We start from the raw sequence: 23,455 nt of genomic DNA on the forward strand, positions 1-23,455 counted from the left end.
AAAGCAATGGCCCTACTTATGGGATAATGAAATTGTGGAACGTTAGAGGTAGTCATGAAGATTTTTCTCATACTAGGTTTAATTATTTCTAGTTATCAACCAAGACTCAACAAGAGCCTCGACTCATCAATATCAGTAAAAACGACAACGAATTGCACCCCCGACTCTTCCCCCAGCTGTAAATCTAGACCTAAGTACACTTAAAAGTTTTTTGCCAAAAAGAATTGTTTACGACACAATATTCTAAACATTCAAGGGCAAAATATGAAACACCTAATTTCAATTATACTTCTTCTTTTTTCAATAAATATCTACTCTATTAACTACTCCAAACAAAAGGTTTTCATTGGTGGGAATGTAAAGGCCCCTAAGACTTACACAATTGAAGAAATTTCTAAGCTTCCTCAAAGCACAGCAGATATTCACGATCCCTATTCAAAGAATAAGAAAGTTAGGTTTCAAGGAATCCTATTAGCAGACCTATTTAAAATACATGCTAATAAGAATTCAAAGAGAATAGAAATTATTGCTATCAATGACTATAAAGTAACAATTGACAGAAGTTTTATTGAGAAAGAGAAAATGCTTCTTGCTATTAAAGGAGATGGATCTTTTTTAACAGTCAAAGAGAAAGGACCTGCGAGAATAGTTGTTCCAGGAAAGGGAGAACTCAAAGAAGGAAAATTGGCAAAAGAAGGTGTTAACTGGGTCTGGTTTGTGAGGAGTATTAACTTCTTATAATGGAACACAAGAAACTACTTAGAAACTCTATTAAAAGTTACATCATTTTAGGAGTCATCTTTCTCCTCGCGGGTTCATTTATAGCAGTGATTGGTCACTGGACATTATCCGTAAATAGAGACTCCTTGCAACGAGTTTATTCTTTTAGATTATTTTCAAGAGGAAATTTTCAAGTGATCGCAGCAAACCTTCGTGCTGTCACACATCTCACTCAGGCCATTCACGAAAGAAATCAGCTAAAACTTGAAGAAGGCTATCTACACTTAGAGTCGGCCTATGGCTTCTTAGTTTCCATTGACTCTGAATTATTTCTCCAAAATGCAAAAAGCTCTTTTAGCGAAGATTTCGAAACATATGATGCCCTACTCGATAAGTATGCCACTATCTTAGAAGACCCTTATTCGAAAAGCTCTTATGCTCTAGCACTAAGTCTTCAACAAGATATAAAACTCTTAAATCAATTCCTAGGCTATGCTGAATCAGAATTCTGGAAACAAAGAGCAGAGGACTTTGAAAGTATTCGTCTTAGAAATAAAATTATAGAAAAAATTTATTGGAGTCTTGTTCTCTCTTTTATTGTTGGTCTCTTTATCTTAATTTACTTCTTATTTGAAAGACTCAAAATAGAAAATCTTCTTGAAAAACAAAAGGTTGAAATGGTGGCGAACTCAAGACTCACCGCCCTTGGCCACTTCTCCGCAGGCGTTGCTCATGAAATTAATAATCCTTTAACAGTTATACTCTGGAGAACAAAGTCTCTTCAAAAAAACTTATCCACTCTCATTGCCCGAGATGAAAAAGTAAAAAGTGATCTAGAAAGTATTACAATGAACACTAATAGAATTGATAAAATTATTAAGAGTATTAAAACTCTTTCAAAGAATGGTGAAAGAGATGATAGAGAGAAACTTCTTATTAGTAGTTTAAGAGATCAGATAAATGATATTCTCTCTCCAAAAATTTCGACTGAAAACTTTAATTTCAAATTCACTTCTAACTGCTACGACAAGTATATCTACGTACGTGAAGTACAGATCATTCAGGTTCTTATTAACCTCATCAATAATAGTATTGATGCCATAGAGTTTTTAGATGAGAAGTGGATTGAAGTTAGTGTTATTTCCAGAGATCAGAATATTGAAATATCCGTAACTGATAGTGGCTCAGGAATTCCAAAGAAAATTCAACCTCACCTCTTTAGCTTATTCTTTACGACTAAATCTCAATCTAAAGAAAATTCTGGGATAGGTCTCCCCCTCTCTCATCAGATAATTAAAGATCATAGAGGATCTCTAACTTATAATTCGAAGTCTCTGAACACTCAATTTCTCATCACCATTCCTCAGGAAAATTACTCTCCAGAAGTATGATGTCTTTCCAAGTATGGATGAACAATAAAAGCGACAGCTAGAATTCCTATTTCAAAAAGAATTGTGAGGGGAAGCCATAGGCCCAACATCGTAATAACGTCAGGAGGAGTAAGAATAGCACTTAAGGCCGAAAACCCAACATAGACATAACTTCTAACTGATCTTAGGGAGTACTTTGTAACAAGTCCCATAAATCCTAAAATGAGAAGAAGATTTGGCAACTGGAAGATAATACCAAGAAAGACGAGAACCTTAGATGCCAGGACGAGGTATTCCTTGAGAGAGATATTCGCCGTTACATTGGAGACACCAAAACCCATTAAAGTTTCAAAAGTCAGTGGGAAAACAAGAAAGTATCCAAAGGAAATTCCAAGCCAAAAGAGAATAAATCCCACAATGATAAAAGGTCTGACACCTTTTGCTTCGTGATCATAGAGACCTGGTTTTATAAACTTCCAAACTTGAAAGAACCAAAGAGGTGATGAAATAATCACACTAGACCAGAAGGCCACTTGAAATTGACTGAGAACCTTGTCCAATAGTCCCAAGTAGATGATTTGCCCGTTACTATTATTTAAAGCGGCCCTTAGTGGTGTGAGGAGAATTTCAGAAATAATGTCGGCCTGTGAGTAGCAAACAATAAAGCTTATCGCTAAAATGGCAACGACTCTCACCATTGTCGATCTTAATTCCTCTAAATGTTCGACTAAGGACATTTCCTTCAACGAATTCTCCAGTACTTACGGTAGATTTCATGGCCATTTTCATGCTAAAATCTTAAGAATTTTAATTAGATACCGATAAATACTTATATATGAGAATCAAGTTTTTGGCAAAGTGAGTGAGCTTGAAAATACCAATGTTCTTTATTTTATTCATTACTTCTGTAAATTCATTTGCAAATGCAGGTGAAAATACAAAGAGAAAGGACCTACTCTACTGTCTTGGCCAAGAAGAGCTTACTTTACACAGTAAGAAGAGAACTGGTCCTCACTATTTTCTAAACCAGCACTTTATTAATGAGGCTGCTTCCGCTGGTGAATTTAAATTAAAACCTAAGTACTACCGAGAAATTTGTGAAATTAAAGAGTACCCACCTTCAGTTGGCCTCCTTAGAAATATTCTTCTTTATGATGAAGATATTTTTAAACATGTAAAATTTGAAGATCAAAATTTAGAAGCTCTCTATAAAAGTGGTTATCAATCTATCATTTCAGAAACACCACAGATCTTCTTTCAATTTTTAGCGTTAATTCAAACTCAGACAAAGTATCCTCATTGCTTAAGAGAGAATATTCCCAAAATTTATGAGCTTACTTATAAGTTTCAATATTTAAGAGAAGAGCTAGACCTAAAAGAATTATTAAAAGATAAGAAGTCCATTGATAGTATTTTTACGAAGCTAAAATACTTAGATGCTATTTATGAAGAATGCGATAAGAAACAAAAGAATCTAGAGAAGCAGATCAAAACGAAGAGTTAGTCCTAACTTATCTTGTGCGTATTCAGAAAATGTATCTAAAATATAGCGACCATTTTCAGCAGGTAGGACTTTAAAGCTTAGAGCATGCCCACTAATTCCAATAATTTCAATTTGAAACTTCTCTAACTCCTGCTCTTTCATCCACTTCTTTTTCAGTTCATCTACTTTTAAAACAAACTCACTAGGAGTAAGCCCTAAAGGCCTTATGCGATTTCCATCTGTATCAAACTTTAAATCGAGGGCCTTCAATTCATCTGACTGAATTAATTTCACATTCTTTGCTTTTATAAGAGAAGCCGAGACATCTGCCTTACAACTTCCACAACCAATTGTAGCCTTTAACTTATCAGCAATAGTTAAGAGTGTAGCCTTTGGTTCAGCTTGTAATAAATCAAAGATCTGTCCCTCTGAGACACCAAAGCAGCGACATATTAATTGATCAGAACTCTTAGTATTTAAATTTTCATAATTATAATTAGTTCCCTCATACTCAGCTAGGGCCTGCTCTAGTAGATACTCAGGAAGATTAATTATTTTTTCTTTAAAGAAGTTCTCTCTTTCATTTTTCCACTTCGACACACTAGATGAGATTGAAGAAATTGGAACTCTCTCCAATGAAGTTGCTAGGTCGCTAAAAGATTCAAATAACTCATCATCAGACGGACATTCGAAATAGAATCCTTCTAAGCGAGACTTATTATTAATATCAAGGAAAATAGTATAGGTTCTTTCACCAACAATAGCGGAGGCCTTAGCAGAAATAAGAAAAGGCCTTTGATTAAACTCACTCATTAGAGACTAAATTCTCTCTCTTCATCAGACCTTAGAGTTAGGATGTCGTGTCCATCATCTGTACAAAGAATTGTGTGCTCAAATTGAGCAGACCACTTCTTATCTTTTGTAATAACAGTCCAATTATCTTTTAAAACTTTACAGTGACGATTTCCAAGGTTGATCATTGGTTCAATAGTGAAAGTCATACCCGGCTTAATTTCTGGACCAGTCCCCTTCTTACCAACGTGAACAACTTGTGGCTCTTCATGGAACTCTCTTCCAATTCCATGTCCACAATATTCTTCCACAACAGAGTAACCATAACCGTGAGCGATCTCTTGAATTACCGCTCCAATATCACCAATATGGGCCCCCGGACGAACTTGATTAATTCCCTCTCTCATACAGATATAAGTAACATCAACTAGTTTCTTCACTTCAGGAGAAACATCCCCTACTAAAAAAGTCTTATTCGTATCACCATGAAACTTATTTAAATAAGTCGTCACATCGATATTGAGAATATCCCCGTCTTTTAGAACGTCCCTCTTTGAAGGTATTCCATGACAAATAATTTCATTCTTCGATGTACAGATAGACTTTGGAAATCCGTGATAATTAAGCGGAGATGGATAGGCCCCATTCTCTATAATGAAATCATGGCAGAGTTTATTTAATTCCTCGGTCGAGACCCCAGGAACAACATATGGCCCAATAAATTCAAGAGTTTGAGATGCTAGCTTACTCGTTGCTCTCATTAATTCTATTTCTCTAGAAGATTTAATTGAAATCATAACCGTGTCCTTTTTGATCTTTATATAGCATTTGAACCTTTTTTAAATTCTATCACCACTTAAGTCAATGTGTTTAACCTAATTTCAGGGTTTTATTACCCTTTATTCTTTACAATCCATTTGACGCACTCAGCCTTCTTTTATATAAATGCGCTAGCTAAGGGAGCTAATATGAAGAAGTATATTTTTCTAAGAATTATTCTACTAGTTTTTCTAGTTAGAGGCAGTTTCGCTTCTAATCAACAACTACAAAGAGATATTGAAAATCCTGATAAACTCTATCTCGAAAGTTCCAGAATAATTGGAGAAGTCAATTTTGAAACGGGAAGTGGAGAGGCAACTTTTCTAGAAAATGGTAACTCCTTTACAAGACTATCTCTTCTTTTGAAGAGAGTTGATAACTTCTCTCTTCACTTGGCCGAAAAAATTAAGAGTACACTCTCTAGTGGAAGAGTTGTTAACGGTGAAGAAGTCTATCAAATTTCAACTCTCTTAAATATCTACCACGGAATTAGTGTAAAATTTAATGAACTAAATACTTACGCAAAGCCAGATGGTCTTAATACTTTTCTTCAAACAGGCGACACAATAAGATTTGGTAAAGACCTACTTTGGTTGGCCACTTATACAAAACTTTATATGAGTTTTTATAATAACTACCTCAACTACTATAAGCATATTAACTTGCGAAAAATTGTAAAAAATCTTGTAAAAACAAAGAGAGAGTCTGGTCAAATAAAAATAGATGAACTCTTTGTAATGATCTCTCACGTCTTAGAAGAAGATAATAGAAGAGAAGTTAGAGAGTACTTTAAAAAGTATAGAGAATACCAGCAAAAGTACACACGAAAAGGAGCCTCAATTGAGGAAGAAGTTCAATTTCTCTTCTTTCAAATTGAGCAAGACCACATTGTTGAAAAGATTTTAAGTAATAACTTAGAGAATATTTCTAATTATACTTTTACAGATACTCTAATGGAAGTCTTTGGGAAAGTCACAAATGCTATTAGTGGCGTTTTTGGAAACCTTGTTGGAAAAGTAAGATGGAGACATGGTCACTTCTATAAGGATTCTTTTGTTAAAGAGAAATTAATGAGCAAACTTCAACCATTAGATATTCTCTTTGAGAAAACTCCTTTTGCTCTAACTGACACCTTTATTCCTGGTCACTTCGGTCACGCAGCTCTTTACTTAGGGACTGAGGAACAACTTAAAAACCTTGAGATGTGGGAAACAAGTTTAATAAAACCCTACCAAGACAGAATTAGAAAAGGTGAAACTATAATTGAGGCCATAAGACCAGGAGTAGGACTTACAACTCTAGATCGTTTTCTTGAAATTGACGAAATTGCAATAGTTAGACAAAAATCTCTGATAAAAGATACTTTTGAAATGTATGAGATATACAGAAGAGCATTGGATCAGATTGGAAAGAAGTATGACTTCAATTTTGATGTTGAAACAACTGATAAAATTGTTTGTTCAGAGCTTCTCTTCTTTGCTTTTGGTAAAATTAACTGGCCTACAGTTTACATACTAGGAAGACCTACTATTTCACCTGACAACCTAGCGGAATTAACATTCTACGATAACTCTCCTTTGAAATTTGAACTTAATTATTGGTCAAAGAAGAGAGGAACTTTAATTGAAGGAAGTATAGAAGATCTTGCTAAAAATATTGGTTATGAGAAAAGCCTTCTTAGAAGCACTCCCGAGCAAATTGCATTTAATAAGAAAGAATATAGATGTAAAACAGTTATTACGACAAAATTAAGATCAGGAAGTAGAAGGTCCAGACATATTCAAAGAAGAGTTTGTGGTGTAGAATACGAGAAAAAGGTCTACAATAGCGCAGAAAGCTTCAGAGATGGTCACAATGGATACTTTAAATAAAATAGATATTATCAGAGTTAGCACCTCCTCTTATCAAGGGGAGGATTTCCAAAGAAATGAACAGAGAATTCTAGAAGATAAATTCCCTATAAACTACCAAGTCGAAAAAAACACATCTAGAAATCATATACTCATCACCAATAGCAATACTGAAGTCGAAGATTTAATAATTTCGGATAAGACGAAATTAATTATTCACCCTAATTCTGGGTACGATAATTTCTCCTTTCAATTTGTAAGAGATTGTCCTTGCCCTATCATTATTGGAAATGAAATTAGAATGAATGCGGTAGTGAACTATACCATTTCGGCACTTCTAAATCATTTAAATAGAATACCACATCAGAAGACATGGGATTCCTCTAGACTCTGGAACCGAGATTTATTACAGGAGAAGAAGATTCTCATCATTGGTCTTGGTCACATAGGAAGTAAAGTTAAAGAGATTGTCGAGTCTCTTGGCGGAAGTCCTAAACTATACGATCCCTTTAAAGGTCATAGTGATCTAGATTTTAAAGATGTTGAAATTATACTTCTTTGTGCAAGCTTAAATCCTGTTAGCGAGAAAATAATAAATGAAGAAATACTAGAGAAAGTATCCTCTAATCTTCTCATAATAAATGGTGCTAGAGGCGGACTTATTGATCAGGCTCCTCTCATAAAATTCTTAAAGCTAAATCAAAATTCATTTGCTTACTTAGATGTATTTGAAAAAGAGCCTTTTCTGGAAGAGCAATTTTCCAACTTATCTAATATATGCCTAACCTCTCATATCGCAGGTGTGCATAACCATTTGAATTCGAATATAATTCAATTTGAGTGTAAAATAATAGAAAGCTTTCTAAATTCAAAGTCTATTCAAGAGTTTGAAGAAGATAATAGAGAGTCTCTCCTGCAGTCAAAAATGCAAGAGGGATATTTAATATAGGAATAATTATGTGTGAGAAATTTTACGATATAACTAAGAACTTACTATGTCCTCCAGGAAATGGAGTCTTCACTGTAAATACTGCAAAAGAGAGGAAGGAGAAACTTCACCTTTCATTATATAAGACTACCGAAAATATCGAAACTCTTTGGAAAGATTCTATTAAAGAAAACCTACACAACTCTAAACCACTACTTCTAGGAGTTTGCAGTGATACAGGAGGAGGAATTCAAAGAGGAGCAAATTGGGGACCACTATTTTTAAGGAATACACTTTTAGAAGAACATCCTGAACTAGACTATAGTGATATTGGTGATATTAGGGTTATCCCTCACCTTTTACACGATAAGTATTTAAACACTGAGACAATAGAGAGTTGTAGAAATGCTCTCTATCAAGATAGAGATTCTTCTTATCCAGTAAGTGCTCTTAGTTTAACAGAAGAATTTTGTGACCAACTCTTTACAGAGTTTCCAAAGAAGAAATTATTTTCAATAGGTGGAGATCACTCAGTGAGCTACCCTCTTGTTAAGAGTTACCTTAGAGCAAAGAAGAAGCAAGGAATCAAAGCTGCAATTATTCACTTTGACGCTCACACTGACCTACTTGTTGAAAGACTTGGAATTGATATTTGCTTTGGGAGTTGGTGTACTCATATCCTTCCCTTTCTTGACTCTCCCGAGCATTTAATTCAGTTAGGAATTAGATCAAGTGGAAAAGAGAGGTCCCACTGGGAGAATACTTTTGGTGTTCAACAATTTTGGGCGACTGAAATAAAAGAGAAAGGGGCCAATGAAGTGGCTAAGGGAATTGTGGCCTACTTAAAGAAAGAAGCTATTGATGAGCTCTATGTGAGTTTTGATATTGATGCTCTCGATGAAAAATATGCTAGTGCAACAGGTACTCCGGAGCCAGGAGGAATAGACCCTGAGCAGGCCATAAGTATTATTAAAATACTTGCGAAGGAATTTAAAATTACGGGAGCAGATATGGTTGAAATAGCTCCACTTGTTTGCGCAGATCACGTCACTCATCCAGAGCCACAGACAACTCTAAGTGTAGGGGCCGCAATATCAGCAATTCTCATTGAGGCCCTAAGCGATGGCAATTCTTAACTTCCCTCCTATTGAGCAGGCCGATGAGAATGGACTGCTCGCCATAGGTGGAGACCTAGAAGTTAAGTCATTACTTAAGGCCTATCAAGGAGGAATTTTTCCATGGCCAATTTCAGAAGATTTTCCTCTTGCATGGTTTGCCCCTGATCCCCGCGGGATAATTGATTTAAAAAATTTTCATCTTCCTAAGAGTTTTAAAAAATTTCTAAGTAGGACTAAAATGACGGTGGAATTTAATAGTAATTTTGAGTCCGTTATCATGAACTGTGCAATGGCCAAGAGAAAGGAGCAGGCAGGGACTTGGATCACTGACCAAATCATAGATGGCTACATCAATCTACACCACGCAGGCTACGCCTACAGTGTCGAGACCTACCTCTACAAAGATGGTAGAAAGAGAATGGTAGGAGGTCTCTATGGAACTTGTATTGGGAACTTCTTTTCCGGCGAGTCCATGTACCATATTGAAGATAATGCTTCTAAGCTCGCCCTCTACACTCTTATCGAAAAACTAAAGACTATGGGGATAACCTGGCTCGATACTCAAATGGTTACACCTGTTGTTCAAAGTATGGGTGGAAGTGAAATTTCAAGAAATGAATTTATGGAGAGACTTTCCAAAACTGATATTGATTCGGCCAGTATTCCAAAATTTTAATACTTCGTATTGAGTCCTAGACCCTTCTCATAGATTTTATTCATTAATTCATCAGAGAATTTCATATAGAAGCATAACTTCATCACAATATTTAAAATTAATTGCCTAATGACTCCATTCTTTTTAAATCTAATAGCAGACGTCTTACTTAGAAAGGGAATTATAACTGCGGGGTGTAACTTATTTAACTTCTCACTAAACTCAGTATCTTCAAAGATCACAACTTCAGGAACCCAAGGCATTTTCTTTACAATCGACTTCTTAAAGAAAATGCAGTGATCTAAGTAAATAATTCCTCGAAGTTTTCCTCTAACCTCATTTGAATACCAAGAGGTGAACTTAAGAAGGAAGTGCTCTTCAATAAATTGATGATAAAAACCACCCCATTGAATACTCTTATAGTTTTCAAGTAAGTACTCTAATCCTTTTGTATCAATTAGACTTCTTGGATGATGAAGTAGAATAAGTTCATGAGAAGAAGATTCAATTCCAAGATTTAGCCTCTCCGCTCTAGAAGAAATATTTGAATGGATTAACTTTACAGGATAATTCTCTATTAACTCAAGAGTTCCATCAGAACTTCCACCATCAACAACAATGACTTCCACATACTCTAAGTTAGAAAGAGATTTAAGACTTAACTCCAAGAGTCCTAAGCTTAACTCATTGAAGGTGGAGAAAATTATACTTATTCTATGCTTGAACATTCTTTTGAGCCAAATCAATTATCCAAGAACTTTCCCCATGAGAAGCCAAACTTCTATAATCAGTTAAAGTTAGAACTTTAGGGTCACATACCTCTTCACAGAGACCGCAGAAAATACACTTTCTTACGTCAAGAAAGAGATGAGTTAATTTATCTTCTTTATTTACAAGCTCAAAACTATCCGTGGGACAAATTGTTCTACAATCATTGCACCCATGACAACTTGAAGTTGAACTTAATTCAGGAAGACCTCTTTCTCTCTCTTCTTTTTCAACTTTAGATTTTCTCTTAAGAATAAATTTTAGAGAAGCAAGAGTATAGGCACGCAAGGACTTTGATATCGCTCTAGTCGTACTAATTGATTTATATAATTCACGCTCAAGAATCATCTATCCATCTCCCCGGCCACAATATTCATTGATGATAATGAAATCATACAATCATCTAATCTTGATCCAGGCAGCATTCTAGAAAATGCCTGAACAGAGAAGAAAGAAGGAGACTTAATTTTTACCCTATAAGGTTTATTACTTGAATCTGATTCGATATAGAAACCAAGTTCGCCATTGACCGCTTCAGACATTGAATAAATACTAGACGTCTTTGGTGCAAATGTTAAAAGCCCAAGATTAAGAGCGCTTTTTTCAACTCTGAGCTTTCCTGCTGGTAAACTATCAAGGACCTGTGAAATAATTTTTAAAGATTGCCTCATTTCTTCGACACGAACAAGGAAGCGATCATAACTATCACCATTTATCCCCAGAGGTATTTCAAAATCTACATCCTCATAGAAGTAATAAGGACTAACTTTTCTAATATCATAATTTACGCCACAAGATCTTAGGTTTGGTCCCGTCACTCCAAGGTCAATTGCTTCATAAGCGTTTAATAAAGATGTTTGCAAACGATCTTTCCAGAAGTTTGCTCTATTTAAATGATAAGAAAGATCATTACAAAGAGAATGTATTTCCTTTAACTCGTCAAGGCAGTCATTACTCCAACCAAGAGGTTGCTTAAAGTTTAATCCACCAATACAACTTAAGTGATTCCCCTTAGCTGAACCATTTAAGGCAAGAAAGAGCTTACTGACTTTATCAACTATTCGAAGAGAAATTTGAACTCCTTCAAAAATCCCTGTTGCTTTAATCATTGAGGCAATACAATGTGAGTGATCAGAGATTCGAGCAAGCTCACAAATGACCATTCTAAAGGCCTTTGCTTTTTCAGGAATATCAATTCCGGCTAAGGACTCCACAGCTTTACACCATCCGACAGAGTTAGCGGCACTTGAGAAGAAGTTTAGCTTATCAGTAACTGTAGAAATTTGCCCATAGAGCATACTTTCACAACTCTTCTCCACTCCACGGTGTAAAAAACCAATATCTATTTTGGAGCGAAGTATGAAGTCTCCCTCGACTTCAAAGTTCATTTTCATTGCGCCTTTTAGGCCGGGGTGAATAGGTCCAATAGAAACTTCATCTAAGAGGTTTTCTTTAAACTTAGGAATTCCTAAATTCTTTTCGAATACTTCTTCAGCAAAATCAAAATTTTCATCAATAGAAAGTTCAAAGTCTTTTCTAAGAGGAAATCCAATGATATTTTTAGGAGTGAGTAATCTCTGCTCACTCTTTTCTCCAAAAGATATACCAAACATTTCCCAAACTTCTCGCTCACACCAAAGAGCATTCGTCCAAAGAGTAGAAGCACTCGGAAGAATTTCATTTCTATCAATATTTAAGTTTATAAGAACTTGCAGTCTAAAATGCTCTTCCATATTAAGTAGAATATAACTTAATTGAAATCTCTTATCTGACGCCTCTATACTCTTCTTAGAATTATCTAAACCTACAATATCTAAGAGCATAATGAAGCCAAAGTTGTCTCGGAGTTTCTTTAAAGTTCCTTTAAGGTCCTTAGACTCGTCCACAATCAGAGTATTTAAATCACTCTTTATCGTTAGTTTATTTAAGAATGCGGTGGAAAGTTCATTATGAATTGTCACAGGCCATAACTCCTCTTCTCATTCTCTCTTTTAATAATTCCATTCCATGTGCAATTTCTTTTGGACCAGGAGGACATCCAGGAATAAAAATATCAACAGGAATATCTTTTGAGACGTCTGAAACAATATTATAAGAAGAGAATGGTCCTCCACTCATTGGACATGCACCAATGACAACAACCCACTTCTTCTTTGGCATTTCGTGGTAAATACTCTTTAAGATCGGATACATTTTCAAATTTACAGATCCACTTATAATGAGCAGGTCACTATTTTGAGCTTCTAATTTTTCAGGAAAGAAGTTGTCTTCGGGATATTGATCATCAAAAATTGAATAGTACTCACTTGAACAGCAGGCCGTTGCAAAAGTGAACGGAACCGTGGAGTGGGTATTCACCCAATTGTTAAATTTATTTAAAAATGTATCAGCACTTGTGGTTAACGCAAGACTATCAATTCCCGTTGGGGATTGAACCTTATCAAACCTTAGCTCAGGCCTCTTTGCCATGAAAGCTCCTTATACAATATCCAATTATTTTAAGGAGATAAGAAGCAAAAGTAAACTAACCTATCTGACGATTATATCCCTTGAACCTTTTCTGTAATTTTTGAAGTTCTTCCAATTAACGTCCTGCGGGAAAATCGGTAACTCTTCGCGTCTTTTTTGATCGCAAATGTAACCGTCGCCTAAATCGTGAATCCAAGTATACATTTTCTGGTGACTTGCCCCACCTCCATGATCGTATTGAATAAAGCGGAAGTGTTCTTGGAATGAGCTACTAAGTCCTGCTTGAATATTGATACTTGTATCAAAAGCAGAATCCAGTTCTGAGCTTGTACAAGACCTCATTCTCTTTTTAAATGAATAGAGCCTCTTTCCCGAAGTCGTTATAGGATTTTTGATCCAGGCCCGGCCAGAACAAGAGTAAATATAGCCAGAGTCTTCAGTGTTAAAGAAAGAAGTCAGGTAGACAAAGAACCACATTCTCTCTTTATCTGCATTGATGCTCGTATCTCTAACAAATTGCTGACAAGTTTTGTAGCGATCCTTATATTTCTCGTAGAAGTTTTTAAAAAATACAGAGAAATCACTTATCTCTAATTCTTTCTGTCGAACTTCGCTTCTGGGAGCTTCAGTTCCTTCGGCACTTAAGACATTTCCTGAAAATGTATCTAACTTGGCGACAACTTTCTTTCTATTTACTGGCGCAAGTTTCTTTCCAGCCGATTTTGCTTCACCATTCTTTCTAATGGCCTTAATATTATTCCATATGTGGTCGTAGAGTGCATGACAACTATTTCTAACAGTTTTCATCTCATCAAACTTAAAAAGATGCCCCTTATCCAAAGCAATTTTAAAAGCCTCTCTTGGCCCAATATTTCCCACAATACGGTAACTTGGTTTTGGAACACTTCCTGACAATTTACGCCCATTAGAGTTTTGAATAAAGGCCACGGCTTCATCCCAGTTAACGACCTTTTTTAATTGGTTAAGATTTTTAACTTTTTTAAACTCGGGGTCTGAAGGATTCACGGCCATTAAAAGTAACCTCGACTGCCATTTATTATAACCTCTACAAGGATAGGTCGTGCAATACTGCAAGAGAACTCCTCCTATAACTCGAACTCTCTGAGATCTAGTTGGAGTAACTTCATACTTTTGGAAGTACCTCTCTTTTCCAAAAACCACAATCTTCTGTGGCGTTCCCAATTGATCCAATAATCTTGGTACAAAACCCTCCGAATAAGGAGGTCTATAAATTGTCCCAGAGTACTTCTTCCAAACATCTTCCTGATCACAGAAATTATGAGAGCGGTACAATTTCCCTGATCGTAAATCAATTTCATATTTACTCAGTGAGCCAATAGGCGTTGTTCTTATAAAGTTGATTGAGTTATCTGTCTCCGAAGCAAATGGCACTAAATCAAAGAATGGGTGAATGAGAAACTCTCCATCAAAGCTTCGATCATTATAAATTTTCTCTGTTGCCATCCATGAAGGCTTTGCAATAACTGGAGTTGCTTGTTGAGTACGTTTAGCACAACTAACAATGAGACTGAGTAGACAGAGAATTAGTGCCTTTTTCATTTAGAAGATCCCTATTCAAATATTTTTTAAATCACTTTAATTTTAACACAGTGTTCATAGCTTTCAACCTATCTCATTTTTTTAAAATCTTAGGCTAGACATTTTAAAATACTCTGGTAATCTTACTTTTACAATTTTGCCCTGGTGATGAAATTGGTAGACATACGGGATTTAAAATCCCGGGACCGCAAGGTCGTGCCGGTTCAAGTCCGGCCCGGGGCACCATAAAGAATCTACCAAACAATTAAATTAGAAATAAAAAAGCCCGACTTAAATTCGGGCTTTTTTATTTCTTGTATTTCTTGTTTTAAATCTAATCTATGTTTGTATTGATGTTGGAGGGGTAGTTGACCATGATTCGATCCTTAGGCCGGTAATAGATTGAAAGTCTTTAAGGTTTTCAGTTATTAAGACAAAAGATCCCGCTCTTGCGTGTGCTGCAATCCAAATATCATTTTCATTATTTGGAGAATAGCTCTTTGTGGCGAATAGTTCTGCTTTAATCTTTCCATATTCTTCACAAACATTTTTATCCATGAAGTTGTGCTTGAATAAGTTCATTATTGCTTCTCTTGCAATTAAATTCTTCTGTTTGTAATTAGCATTACTCTTTTCAACTCCATAGTAGATTTCACCAATAGTAATTCCTGAGATGAATAACTCATCAGGCTGCTTAGATCTAAGAGTTGAGTTAATAGGCTCTTTCTTGTGAAGAAGAGCAATAATAATATTGGTATCTAACAGGTAGGCCATTAATTATTTTCTCTTTCATGAATGTGTCTTAAGTCACGTCCATCAGTCATAAAGTCGTCTGAAATTAAGCTTTGAGCTAGATCAAGAGCTAGAAATGGATTACTCGCATTGGATTCAGTTACAATAAGGATATTTCCAATTTTTTGAATGTTTGCTTTTTCACCATCCAGTCTCATTTCTGCTGGTATCCTTATAGACTGACTTCTGCCATTCATAAATAGTGTTGTTTCTTTAATTGCTGACATACATACTCCTTGGTATATATTGTTGTATACATACAGTATATATCCTTTCGGTATTATTTTCAACCACTTTAGTTAAGTAATTCTAGATGTTTATCAGATTTTTTTCGAGAATAGCAGTTCGATAACCGGAAACGTCGGGGCACTATTCTTTAAAAAAGCCACTTTTCGGAGTGGCTTTTTTTATTTCTAAACTTGAAAAAGATTAAGCTGCTTGCTTTGTCTTATTCAAATAATTATTTATATAGAAGGAAATATCTACTCTCGCCTGATCAGGAAGGTCTACAAACATAAGGCCAAGCCCCTTTGGACGAGACTTAGAAATATTCTTTACCTGAGCGACACACTGGAATGGAGAATCAACTGCTCCGGCCGAGAAGAGAACTCGACCAGTCTTATCAATAACAAAATCATCACTTAATTCATTTAACTCTAGGAATATCCCTCCCAGACTCAAACTCGTACAATAGCCTCTATGTTCCACACCATTTATTTCAAAAGTAATTAACTCATAGAAAGGAACTCTCATTGATGTTCTATTGATAAAGTAGCGAATGCTATCCCCTTCACCATGAGTGATAACAGGGACAGAAAGCTCAAAAATATCGGCCTTTACTCTATAAGGGTCTACCCCTTTCTTTATCTTAATATTTCCATCAAGCTCTCCATTAATTTTCATATGATAAACTTCTGAGAATTCAAATGGACCACTAACAGCTTTCTCTTCGTTTTGAATCATCCAAACCTTTGAATTTGGAACTTCAAATGAATCACCAATCAAGCGCTTAAGCTCTTCATCGGCCTTACTTGTTGAATCAGCTTCTACTTCAAGAGAGACTTGCGCTTCTTTAGCTTCAACTTCTTCTTTCTTAAATTCCTCTATTTTAAACATTAGAGTCTTTTCTCTATCCTTAACTTCTTCTAGCTCTTTTATTTTTTCAGAATAGTTATTCTTCGCGCCTTCTACTTTTGATTTTAAAGAATCAATTATAGCACTCGTCTTACTAGTCATTTCAGAGAACTTTAAACGAGTTTCTTTAAGCTCTAGTTTTAATTTCTTATGACCTTCAGACAAATCGTTATAAGCGACCTTGTACTTAGCCGTACGCTCTTTAAGTACATGGTACTTTTCAATCAGTGTTTTATTATCAGATCGAAGGTTAGTAATTAAATGATTTAACTTCTTGTCAGACTTTAGAACACCACTCTTTTGATCTTTAAGGGAGTCATTTTCCAGTGAAAGCTCTTTTAATCTCGTTTCAAAGGAAGTTACTTGCTCTCTAGCTTTTATTAACTCTTCTTTAAGGTACTTTGTTGCACTATCAGGAGCTTTCTTAGTTTTACTTTGCTCTTCTAGTTCTTTATAGCTTTTTTCTAATTTCTTGAACTTACTAGCAAGATTAATATACTTTTCTTTAAAGTCTTCCTGAGTGTCACTATTAAGAGCATTGAACTTAGCGCTCTCTTCAAGTTTTGCCATTTTCTCATTTAAAACTTCATTTAAATCGAGTAGATTATTATACTTAAATTCAAGAGAGTCTCTCTCCTTTTGTAGAATATTGATGCTCTCTTGTTCTTCAGATGAATGCTTCGCCTGAGTTTGAGACTCTTCTCTAAATTCTCTTTTTAATTTTTGAATTTTTATATTATAGAATTCATCTAATTCTTTTAACTCTTTATTTAATAAAGCGATTTTCTTCTCTAAAATTTCCTTATCACCGCCAATAGGCCCATGTAGGAAGTAATCCATCGCCTTAGAAAGAAGCTCCTCACTATATGAGGATTTTAAACTACTTTCATCTCTTTTTTCCATTAAAGACTTAAGCTCTGCTCTTTGACTTCTCTCTAGCTTCAAAGCATAAGCGAGAGTTTTATTTCTTTCCGATAATTTAAAATTTATTTTTTGAATATCGTCACATAAAGTAATTTCTTTTTCATACTCTGCTTTCAAAATTTCGATGTCTTTTTCTGAAGACTTTTTTAGATCTTCTCTTTCTTCAATAAGAGAAATATTTTCATCTTCAAGCTTTGCTATCTCTAAGCTTAGATTAGAGTTTTCACTTTTTAACCTACAAATGACTTCTTCAAAATCAAGACTAATAGATTTAATGTTTAGAAGCTCAGTATTCTTTTCGTTTAAATCGCAAGTAACTTTCTCTAACTGCGCTTCAAGATAAGTTTCCGTCTTATCACTCATCGAAAGTTCTTTCACTTCATTAATTTTGCTTAACTTTCTTGTATACCTAAGAAGGTACTCATAGTCAGAGTCTTTCTGAGATTGGAACTCACCCACAGGTAGTTTATGAGGAGGATTAAAAGATGGACGATCTCTTTTTGCAGATTCTTTGAATTGATAATTCGTATCCCTTAGGACTGCGAGGTTATCAACTGTAAGCCACTCCCTAAGTCTTAAATCAAAAACATAGCTCTGCCCTTCAAGCTCTTCGCTTTCAAGAAGGGATACGATTTCAAAAATATCACAGTATTTTAAAACCTTACCAGAACTCTGAATTAGATAATACTTAGTAATTTGGACCTCCAAAATGGTCTAATTCACTTAACATATCGGAACTTTTAAAGATAAACTCAATTACTCAGAGACTTTTTCTGCTCAAGAAATAAAACATAAGCTATTGATTTTACTGGAAATATGAAAAAAAAAGAAAAAATCACCCACTTCAGGGGCAATTTATTAAAAGAAAGCTCTCCCGAAGCCTTTAATTTGCTATGTGATGAATTCTTTCTCTATGATTATAATTCCATTGAAATCTCTCTAAAAAAATCTGAAACTCCCTCTAATTTATATTTAAGCGAAACCCTACGAGAAGAGGCCCTTAATACAAGTTGGTACGACTATTTCTTACTCATACAACTCTCTCTAAAAAAAGGAATTCGTATTATAGATATTGGCTCAGGCTATTCTAAAGGAAGCTTATTATCCTTAGTCCTTGGCTTCACTCATTTTCTTTCAGTAGAATTGGTTCCAGAAAGAATTGAGTGGGCAATTAACAAGGCCCATGAACTAGGTCTTTGCACTGAAAGTTTTATTATTGCAGACATATTAGAGATTGATCTAAGAAGTTACGATGCCCTCTTTCTCTACCAACCAACGGGAGAATTTCTAACTTCATTTTTAAATAAAGTAAGTAAGAATTCCTCTCAAATGATTTGGGCCATAGAGTCTCATGGAGACTTAATTCCAAGACTTGACCTTGACTCTAGATTATTTAATAAAGAAGTTCTTACAACCTTTTCTTCTATGAGACATGACTCAAATCTCTACTCTTATAAAATTAAAAACTCTCCTCTTACAGAACTTCTATCCTTTGAATCATTATTATATCAAAAGAAATTTATAGAGATAAAAGCATATAATAAGATTTATGGAAACTATACTTGGGTATCTAGAACAAAGGGAGCCTTCATTGACTTCATTAATGGTTTAGCTACTCTGGAAATAAAGGGGCAACGAATTTCATTACCTCAAAACCTTTCTTCGTTAGAACTTACAGACTCTCTAGGTCCTTTTCAGGAATTCTTTACTTCATTAGAAATAATTATTCACGAGGAAAGAGAACAAAGAATTTTAAAGGTAATTACCTCTCCTGAAAATGCTTTAGAATTAAGCTACTCAGGAAAGGTTAATGAAAGAGATTTATCTAACTGGCCTTCTTCTTAGAGTACTTTTCTAGTACATAGACATTATCTTTAAGAGCATCAATGTCACTCTTAAGCTTTTCAATATACTGATTCCCTTCAGAAAGCTTCACTTCGTCCTTAGACTTCTTACTCATCATATCTTCAATTAATTGAATATATCGACTCTTTGTTCGCTCAAGCTCATCGATAAGGACAAGTTGTTGCTCTTTATCAACATTAAGATCTTTAGTATTATTTGATAGAGATGAATACTTTAACTTAACAGCTTGGAGTTCATCCTTCTTTAACCTAATACTATCTCTCATTGTCGTTACATTTAGATTAGATGTAATTAGATTTGTGTTAGATCTTTTAAACTCTGATTTAAAGCTATCTAACTCTAAATCTAAGCGCTGTAACTCTTTAGAAAGATGAATAGACTCTTCTTCTTTTTTAGAAATTAACTGGGCCCTTGTTTCAATTTGACCAACAAGTCGACTCTTCTGGTCTTGATATTCACTGATAGTAGACTCTAGTCTCCTATGCTTTGCTTCGATATTTAGAAACTTCGTATTTAAGTCACTATATACTTCCTGCTCTCGTATCAGCTCAGACTCTAGAGCACCCTTTATTCTTTCAAATTCAAGTAATTCATTTTCCATCACTTGCTTATTTAAGAAGGCCTTATTTGAAACCTCTGAAATTTCATTCTTTCTCGCTCTAATTTTTGATATTTTATCTTGGCATGAATCAACGCCTACTTTTAACTCGCTACTTCTCTTAATTACTTCATCTAACTCACCTTGTATCGAACTCATTATACTTTTTTCAGTGTAAAGTTCGCTTTCTGATTCCTGAAGACTGGTAATGAGAGAATTTACTCTATGTTCAAGAGAAATTTTCTCGTCAATCTTCTTCATCTTCTGAGTCTTTAATTCTGCGAGTAAGTTTTGATGATGTTTATACCTACTATTCGTAAATGAATAAGACTCATTTAAGTTTTGAATTTCATTAGTAAGAGATTTCTTCACTAATAGACTTTGCTTAATCTTATACTTTGCTTCATTGAATTGGTTACTTAAGGATTGAAGCGTTTCACTTTTCTTATCTCTTTTAATTTTAAGACTACTGACCTGAAGAATCTGTCGATTGGCATTGGACTGAATATTTCCAAGATGGATTTGTTTAATATCAATTGTCTTTGATATCTTTTCACACTCTTTTCTAAGCTTTGATACTTTCTCTAAATTTAACTCTCTAATTGCAATAGATTCACTAATATTTTCATCATAGAGTTTATTTTCTGATGTTATTGAATCTAGCTCCTTCTTATAAAGAGCTATTGCTCCCTCACTCTTATCGTTTTCAATTCTTAGTTGATTCAGCTTTCTCTCAAGAGAGTCTCGCTGAATCTTACTTTCTTCAATAGAACTAAGAAGACTCTCCGCCTCCCCTTTAAGAGAAAAGTTATCACTTTCAAGTTGATTTAACTTAGCGGACTTTATTTTAAATATTTTTGAATACTTATCTATATCTTGCTTTCTCTTAATTAAATTACCTTCAAGCTCACTCTTTTGGTTCTCAAGTTCATTGAGGGATTTTTGAATTTGAAATATCTTTGACTCATGAGATTCGACAACTTCTCTCTTAGAGTCAACATCCATCTTTAAAGACTTAAGGTCTTCTGTTAAAGAAAAATATCTTGATTCCTCTTCATTATACTCTTTAAATAGAGAAGCTTTCTTATTTCCAAGTTCCTTTGATGTTGCTTCAATATCAGCAATCTCTTGCTTTAAATTCTTTTTCTTATCTCTTAGTTTAGTTAATTCTTTTTCCGACTTCTTTAACTCTATGACAACTTCATCAAGCTCTGATTGAATATTCGCTTCAAGAGTTCTAGACTCCTCTAAGTCATCTTTAAGGACTTCTATACTTTCATTTTTCTGATCAACTTCTTTATTCTTAAATTCGATATCACTAAGAAGTGAATTTATACTTTCCTTATTTACAATGATTTGCTTCTTATAGTCCTTAATAAGGTCGAAATTTGCTTTAAATATATTCTCTACTTCATTTTTATCGCGGTGATAATTTGAAAGTTTTTCAGCAAGTTGGCCGTTTTCCTTTCCTAGTTCAGAAATAGCGTTTTCTATTTCCGTCTTCCTCTCTTCAAGTCTTAAAAGTTCTTGCTCTAGAGATGAATTCTCTATTTCAAAGCTCATTTTTTCACTTTTTAAAGCATCAAGGTTTTTAGATAAGTCACTTACCTTGCCTTTCATTTCTGAAAGTGAATTTCTAAAATTTACATTCTTCTCTTTTTCAAACTCTAACTTCTTAGTAATAGTTTCTTGGACGCTGTCTAAAGTTATTGCATCTCTTCTTGCATCATTCAATTTATCTAATTCTTTCTTTCTAGACTTTTTCAATGTGATAATTGCAGATTCTTCGGCCTCAATATTACAGTGTTTAAGAGAGTCAACTGGTGGAGAGACCTTTTCCTCTACTTCATTAATTGATTTCGTTTGAAATTTTTCTTTATCAAATATTGGAGGTGTCACGACATCAACTTGATCAATACTATAATCAAAGTTAAAGATCTTAGTTTCTTCAATGATTGGAGGATAGACGCTCCACGTCTGTTCTAGGAAAGAGTTTTCTTTCTTTCCTTTGGTAACAGATTTTAATTTCTCATGTAAGTTAAACTTTTTCTTCGTCATGAAGATCCTCATTTTGCGCAATTGTACTCTTTAGTCTTATCGAGGATATTTAGATGAAAATTGAATGAAGCCTATTTTATTGAGAGAATCGGATGATTTTGCCCAAGACCGAGCAAAATACTCGGTCTAAAAGGCAGTAATTATATATGAATTGCTCTATCTTCCGTTGCCGCAAGACAAGCTTCTTTGAAACATTCTGTATAAGTTGGGTGTCCATGACAAATACGAGCAATATCTTCAGCAGATGCTCTAAACTCCATGGCCACAACAGCTTCTCCAATAAGGTCCGCACATCTAGCTCCAATCATATGAACACCTAAGATTTCGTCGGTTTCTTTATGAGCTAGAACCTTAACAAGTCCTTCTGACTCGTTCCCTGCTCTGGCCCTTCCTGATGCCTTAAATGGAAATGAACCTTTCTTATATGGAATACTAGAGGACTTTAGCTGTTCTTCAGTTTGTCCAACAGAAGAAACTTCTGGCCAAGTGTAAACAACACCTGGAATTAGATTGTAATTTAGGTGTGGCTTTTGTCCGGCTAGAAGCTCAGCAACATAGACGCCTTCTTCTTCAGCCTTATGGGCAAGCATTGGACCTTTTACAATATCACCAATCGCAAAAATATTATCGACACTAGTTCTAAGATTAGAGTCTGTTACAACAACTCCTCTCTCATCAACTTGTACTCCAGCATTTTCAAGCCCAAGTCCATCAGTAAATGGTCTTCTACCAACAGCAACTAAACAGTAATCACTCTCAAGAGTAACTTCTTTACCGTCTTTATTCTTCTTAGCTGTAACAGTAACTTTCTTACCCTTGGCCTCAACTGCAGTTACCCCGTGCCCAGCATAGAACTCCATCCCCTGCTTCTTAAGAACTCTTTGAAGAGTCTTACCAAGCTCTGCATCCATAGCGGCAATCATAGAATCAGCATATTCAACAACTGATACTTTTGAACCAAGTCTTAAAAAGACTTGCCCCATCTCAAGACCGATAACTCCGCCACCAATAACAATTAAATGCTTTGGAACTTCTTTCAGCTTTAGAGCCTCAGTAGAAGTAATCACTCTCTCTTTATCAATTTTTATAAATGGAAGAGTTGATGGTTTTGAACCTGTCGCTAGGACAATATTTTTCGCCTTAACTTCAATCTCTTCTTTTTCACCTTTTACAATGACAGTATTCTTATCTTTTAATGATCCAAGCCCTCTAAGAACTTCAATCTTATTCTTCTTCATTAGGAAATCAATTCCACCACAAGTATCAGAGACAACTTTCTGTACCCTTGCACTCATTTTGGAAATATCTACTTTAACTTTTCCTGTTTCAATTCCATGGTCAACAAAGTGGTGAGTGGCATCATAGAATCTTTCAGAAGACTCAAGCCATGCCTTTGATGGAATACATCCAACATTTAGACAAGTTCCCCCAAGAGTTGGATACTTTTCAACGATTGCAGTTTTAAAACCAAGTTGCGCCATTCTTATTGCGCAAACATAACCACCTGGACCTGAACCTATTACAACAACATCAAATTCTTTCACTTAAATC

At 34.9% G+C, this 23,455-nt stretch carries 21 protein-coding genes and 1 tRNA gene; 9 read left to right on the plus strand and 13 right to left on the minus strand.

All coding sequences use genetic code 11. The annotated features are described in order from the left end of the window. Nucleotides 1-264: 264 nt before the first annotated feature. A complete protein-coding gene (locus CES88_RS05410) occupies nucleotides 265-741 on the plus strand; it encodes a molybdopterin-dependent oxidoreductase (RefSeq protein ID WP_290732064.1) in 477 nt (158 codons plus the stop codon). Beyond that, nucleotides 741-2,111, plus strand: coding sequence for an ATP-binding protein (locus CES88_RS05415; protein WP_290732067.1), 1,371 nt, complete (start codon nucleotides 741-743; stop codon nucleotides 2,109-2,111). Before CES88_RS05410 ends, CES88_RS05415 begins: the two co-directional genes overlap by 1 nt. Here the strand turns inward: CES88_RS05415 and tatC are convergent. Beyond that, a complete protein-coding gene (tatC, locus tag CES88_RS05420) occupies nucleotides 2,093-2,827 on the minus strand; it encodes a twin-arginine translocase subunit TatC (RefSeq protein ID WP_290732068.1) in 735 nt (244 codons plus the stop codon). The genes CES88_RS05415 and tatC overlap by 19 nt on opposite strands. 143 nt (nucleotides 2,828-2,970) lie before the next feature. Between tatC and CES88_RS05425 the strand changes: the two genes are divergently transcribed. After that, nucleotides 2,971-3,594 (plus strand): hypothetical protein, encoded by a 624-nt coding sequence (locus CES88_RS05425; RefSeq protein ID WP_290732071.1) that lies wholly within the window; start codon nucleotides 2,971-2,973, stop codon nucleotides 3,592-3,594. Here CES88_RS05425 and CES88_RS05430 read toward each other — a convergent pair. Together CES88_RS05430 and map are read right to left on the minus strand one after the other, a co-directional pair. Continuing rightward, nucleotides 3,565-4,386 carry a (2Fe-2S)-binding protein gene (locus tag CES88_RS05430; RefSeq protein WP_290732073.1) on the minus strand — a complete coding sequence of 274 codons (822 nt, stop codon included), beginning with the start codon at nucleotides 4,384-4,386 and terminating at the stop codon, nucleotides 3,565-3,567. The two genes, CES88_RS05425 and CES88_RS05430, sit on opposite strands and share 30 nt — an antisense overlap. Then, the gene (gene map, locus CES88_RS05435) at nucleotides 4,386-5,162 is read right to left on the minus strand and encodes a type I methionyl aminopeptidase (RefSeq protein ID WP_290732076.1); all 777 of its coding nucleotides are present in this window, start codon (nucleotides 5,160-5,162) and stop codon (nucleotides 4,386-4,388) included. Before map ends, CES88_RS05430 begins: the two co-directional genes overlap by 1 nt. 171 nt (nucleotides 5,163-5,333) lie before the next feature. On the opposite strand from map, the gene CES88_RS05440 reads away from it, so the two are divergent. Genes CES88_RS05440 through aat form a run of 4 tightly spaced genes read left to right on the plus strand, consistent with a single transcriptional unit; the run spans nucleotide 5,334 to nucleotide 9,756 of the window. Further along, entirely contained in the window at nucleotides 5,334-7,055 is a 1,722-nt protein-coding gene (locus CES88_RS05440; protein ID WP_290732079.1) for a YiiX/YebB-like N1pC/P60 family cysteine hydrolase, read from the plus strand. Continuing rightward, entirely contained in the window at nucleotides 7,039-7,983 is a 945-nt protein-coding gene (locus tag CES88_RS05445; RefSeq protein ID WP_290732081.1) for an NAD(P)-dependent oxidoreductase, read from the plus strand. The genes CES88_RS05440 and CES88_RS05445 overlap by 17 nt, the downstream gene beginning before the upstream one ends. Nucleotides 7,984-7,991: 8 nt before the next feature. Next, nucleotides 7,992-9,098 carry an arginase family protein gene (locus tag CES88_RS05450; protein ID WP_290732084.1) on the plus strand — a complete coding sequence of 369 codons (1,107 nt, stop codon included), beginning with the start codon at nucleotides 7,992-7,994 and terminating at the stop codon, nucleotides 9,096-9,098. Further along, nucleotides 9,085-9,756 carry a leucyl/phenylalanyl-tRNA--protein transferase gene (gene aat, locus CES88_RS05455; RefSeq protein ID WP_290732087.1) on the plus strand — a complete coding sequence of 224 codons (672 nt, stop codon included), beginning with the start codon at nucleotides 9,085-9,087 and terminating at the stop codon, nucleotides 9,754-9,756. Before CES88_RS05450 ends, aat begins: the two co-directional genes overlap by 14 nt. Here the strand turns inward: aat and CES88_RS05460 are convergent. Genes CES88_RS05460 through CES88_RS05480 form a run of 5 tightly spaced genes read right to left on the minus strand, consistent with a single transcriptional unit; the run spans nucleotide 9,753 to nucleotide 14,553 of the window. After that, nucleotides 9,753-10,463 (minus strand): glycosyltransferase, encoded by a 711-nt coding sequence (locus CES88_RS05460; protein ID WP_290732090.1) that lies wholly within the window; start codon nucleotides 10,461-10,463, stop codon nucleotides 9,753-9,755. The genes aat and CES88_RS05460 overlap by 4 nt on opposite strands. Then, nucleotides 10,450-10,851 carry a 4Fe-4S dicluster domain-containing protein gene (locus CES88_RS05465; RefSeq protein ID WP_290732094.1) on the minus strand — a complete coding sequence of 134 codons (402 nt, stop codon included), beginning with the start codon at nucleotides 10,849-10,851 and terminating at the stop codon, nucleotides 10,450-10,452. Before CES88_RS05465 ends, CES88_RS05460 begins: the two co-directional genes overlap by 14 nt. Next, on the minus strand, nucleotides 10,848-12,464 hold the full coding sequence (locus CES88_RS05470) for an NADH-quinone oxidoreductase subunit C (protein ID WP_290732097.1): 1,617 nt from the start codon (nucleotides 12,462-12,464) through the stop codon (nucleotides 10,848-10,850). The genes CES88_RS05465 and CES88_RS05470 overlap by 4 nt, the downstream gene beginning before the upstream one ends. Then, on the minus strand, nucleotides 12,451-12,972 hold the full coding sequence (gene nuoB, locus CES88_RS05475; RefSeq protein ID WP_290732099.1) for an NADH-quinone oxidoreductase subunit NuoB: 522 nt from the start codon (nucleotides 12,970-12,972) through the stop codon (nucleotides 12,451-12,453). The genes CES88_RS05470 and nuoB overlap by 14 nt, the downstream gene beginning before the upstream one ends. Nucleotides 12,973-13,032: 60 nt before the next feature. Beyond that, nucleotides 13,033-14,553 carry a hypothetical protein gene (locus CES88_RS05480; RefSeq protein ID WP_290732102.1) on the minus strand — a complete coding sequence of 507 codons (1,521 nt, stop codon included), beginning with the start codon at nucleotides 14,551-14,553 and terminating at the stop codon, nucleotides 13,033-13,035. A 138-nt stretch (nucleotides 14,554-14,691) separates the two neighbouring features. On the opposite strand from CES88_RS05480, the gene CES88_RS05485 reads away from it, so the two are divergent. Further along, nucleotides 14,692-14,778, plus strand: a tRNA-Leu gene (locus tag CES88_RS05485). Between the two features lie 93 nt (nucleotides 14,779-14,871). On the opposite strand, the gene CES88_RS05490 is transcribed toward CES88_RS05485, so the two are convergent. The 3 genes from CES88_RS05490 to CES88_RS05500 all read right to left on the minus strand — a co-directional run bounded on the left by CES88_RS05490 (nucleotide 14,872) and on the right by CES88_RS05500 (nucleotide 18,090). Further along, nucleotides 14,872-15,306 (minus strand): PIN domain-containing protein, encoded by a 435-nt coding sequence (locus tag CES88_RS05490; RefSeq protein WP_290732107.1) that lies wholly within the window; start codon nucleotides 15,304-15,306, stop codon nucleotides 14,872-14,874. Further along, on the minus strand, nucleotides 15,306-15,551 hold the full coding sequence (locus CES88_RS05495) for an AbrB/MazE/SpoVT family DNA-binding domain-containing protein (RefSeq protein WP_290732110.1): 246 nt from the start codon (nucleotides 15,549-15,551) through the stop codon (nucleotides 15,306-15,308). Before CES88_RS05495 ends, CES88_RS05490 begins: the two co-directional genes overlap by 1 nt. 202 nt (nucleotides 15,552-15,753) lie before the next feature. Next, nucleotides 15,754-18,090 carry a PilZ domain-containing protein gene (locus CES88_RS05500; RefSeq protein WP_290732113.1) on the minus strand — a complete coding sequence of 779 codons (2,337 nt, stop codon included), beginning with the start codon at nucleotides 18,088-18,090 and terminating at the stop codon, nucleotides 15,754-15,756. A gap of 108 nt (nucleotides 18,091-18,198) precedes the next feature. Here CES88_RS05500 and CES88_RS05505 point away from each other — a divergent pair, with 108 nt between their 5' ends. Then, nucleotides 18,199-19,227 (plus strand): hypothetical protein, encoded by a 1,029-nt coding sequence (locus tag CES88_RS05505; RefSeq protein ID WP_290732116.1) that lies wholly within the window; start codon nucleotides 18,199-18,201, stop codon nucleotides 19,225-19,227. On the opposite strand, the gene CES88_RS05510 is transcribed toward CES88_RS05505, so the two are convergent. Beyond that, nucleotides 19,208-21,904 carry a hypothetical protein gene (locus tag CES88_RS05510; protein WP_290732121.1) on the minus strand — a complete coding sequence of 899 codons (2,697 nt, stop codon included), beginning with the start codon at nucleotides 21,902-21,904 and terminating at the stop codon, nucleotides 19,208-19,210. The two genes, CES88_RS05505 and CES88_RS05510, sit on opposite strands and share 20 nt — an antisense overlap. A gap of 140 nt (nucleotides 21,905-22,044) precedes the next feature. Next, nucleotides 22,045-23,448: a dihydrolipoyl dehydrogenase gene (lpdA, locus tag CES88_RS05515; RefSeq protein ID WP_290732124.1), complete on the minus strand. Its 1,404-nt coding sequence runs from the start codon at nucleotides 23,446-23,448 to the stop codon at nucleotides 22,045-22,047. Nucleotides 23,449-23,455: the final 7 nt, after the last annotated feature.

Origin of the sequence: Halobacteriovorax sp. JY17, from assembly GCF_002753895.1 — a bacterium.
Taxonomy (GTDB): Bacteria; Bdellovibrionota; Bacteriovoracia; order Bacteriovoracales; family Bacteriovoracaceae; genus Halobacteriovorax.

Bases quoted from the DNA above. Each gene is read 5' to 3' on its own strand.
- CES88_RS05450 (WP_290732084.1), top strand. From the start codon at position 7,992: ATGTGTGAGAAATTTTACGATATAACTAAGAACTTACTATGTCCTCCA.
- CES88_RS05510 (WP_290732121.1), bottom strand. From the start codon at position 21,904: ATGACGAAGAAAAAGTTTAACTTACATGAGAAATTAAAATCTGTTACC.
- tatC (WP_290732068.1), bottom strand. From the start codon at position 2,827: ATGTCCTTAGTCGAACATTTAGAGGAATTAAGATCGACAATGGTGAGA.
- CES88_RS05505 (WP_290732116.1), top strand. From the start codon at position 18,199: ATGAAAAAAAAAGAAAAAATCACCCACTTCAGGGGCAATTTATTAAAA.
- CES88_RS05440 (WP_290732079.1), top strand. From the start codon at position 5,334: ATGAAGAAGTATATTTTTCTAAGAATTATTCTACTAGTTTTTCTAGTT.
- CES88_RS05430 (WP_290732073.1), bottom strand. From the start codon at position 4,386: ATGAGTGAGTTTAATCAAAGGCCTTTTCTTATTTCTGCTAAGGCCTCC.
- aat (WP_290732087.1), top strand. From the start codon at position 9,085: ATGGCAATTCTTAACTTCCCTCCTATTGAGCAGGCCGATGAGAATGGA.
- nuoB (WP_290732099.1), bottom strand. From the start codon at position 12,972: ATGGCAAAGAGGCCTGAGCTAAGGTTTGATAAGGTTCAATCCCCAACG.
- CES88_RS05465 (WP_290732094.1), bottom strand. From the start codon at position 10,851: ATGATTCTTGAGCGTGAATTATATAAATCAATTAGTACGACTAGAGCG.
- CES88_RS05445 (WP_290732081.1), top strand. From the start codon at position 7,039: ATGGATACTTTAAATAAAATAGATATTATCAGAGTTAGCACCTCCTCT.
- CES88_RS05495 (WP_290732110.1), bottom strand. From the start codon at position 15,551: ATGTCAGCAATTAAAGAAACAACACTATTTATGAATGGCAGAAGTCAG.
- map (WP_290732076.1), bottom strand. From the start codon at position 5,162: ATGATTTCAATTAAATCTTCTAGAGAAATAGAATTAATGAGAGCAACG.
- CES88_RS05415 (WP_290732067.1), top strand. From the start codon at position 741: ATGGAACACAAGAAACTACTTAGAAACTCTATTAAAAGTTACATCATT.
- CES88_RS05425 (WP_290732071.1), top strand. From the start codon at position 2,971: ATGTTCTTTATTTTATTCATTACTTCTGTAAATTCATTTGCAAATGCA.
- CES88_RS05410 (WP_290732064.1), top strand. From the start codon at position 265: ATGAAACACCTAATTTCAATTATACTTCTTCTTTTTTCAATAAATATC.
- CES88_RS05490 (WP_290732107.1), bottom strand. From the start codon at position 15,306: ATGGCCTACCTGTTAGATACCAATATTATTATTGCTCTTCTTCACAAG.
- CES88_RS05460 (WP_290732090.1), bottom strand. From the start codon at position 10,463: ATGTTCAAGCATAGAATAAGTATAATTTTCTCCACCTTCAATGAGTTA.
- CES88_RS05480 (WP_290732102.1), bottom strand. From the start codon at position 14,553: ATGAAAAAGGCACTAATTCTCTGTCTACTCAGTCTCATTGTTAGTTGT.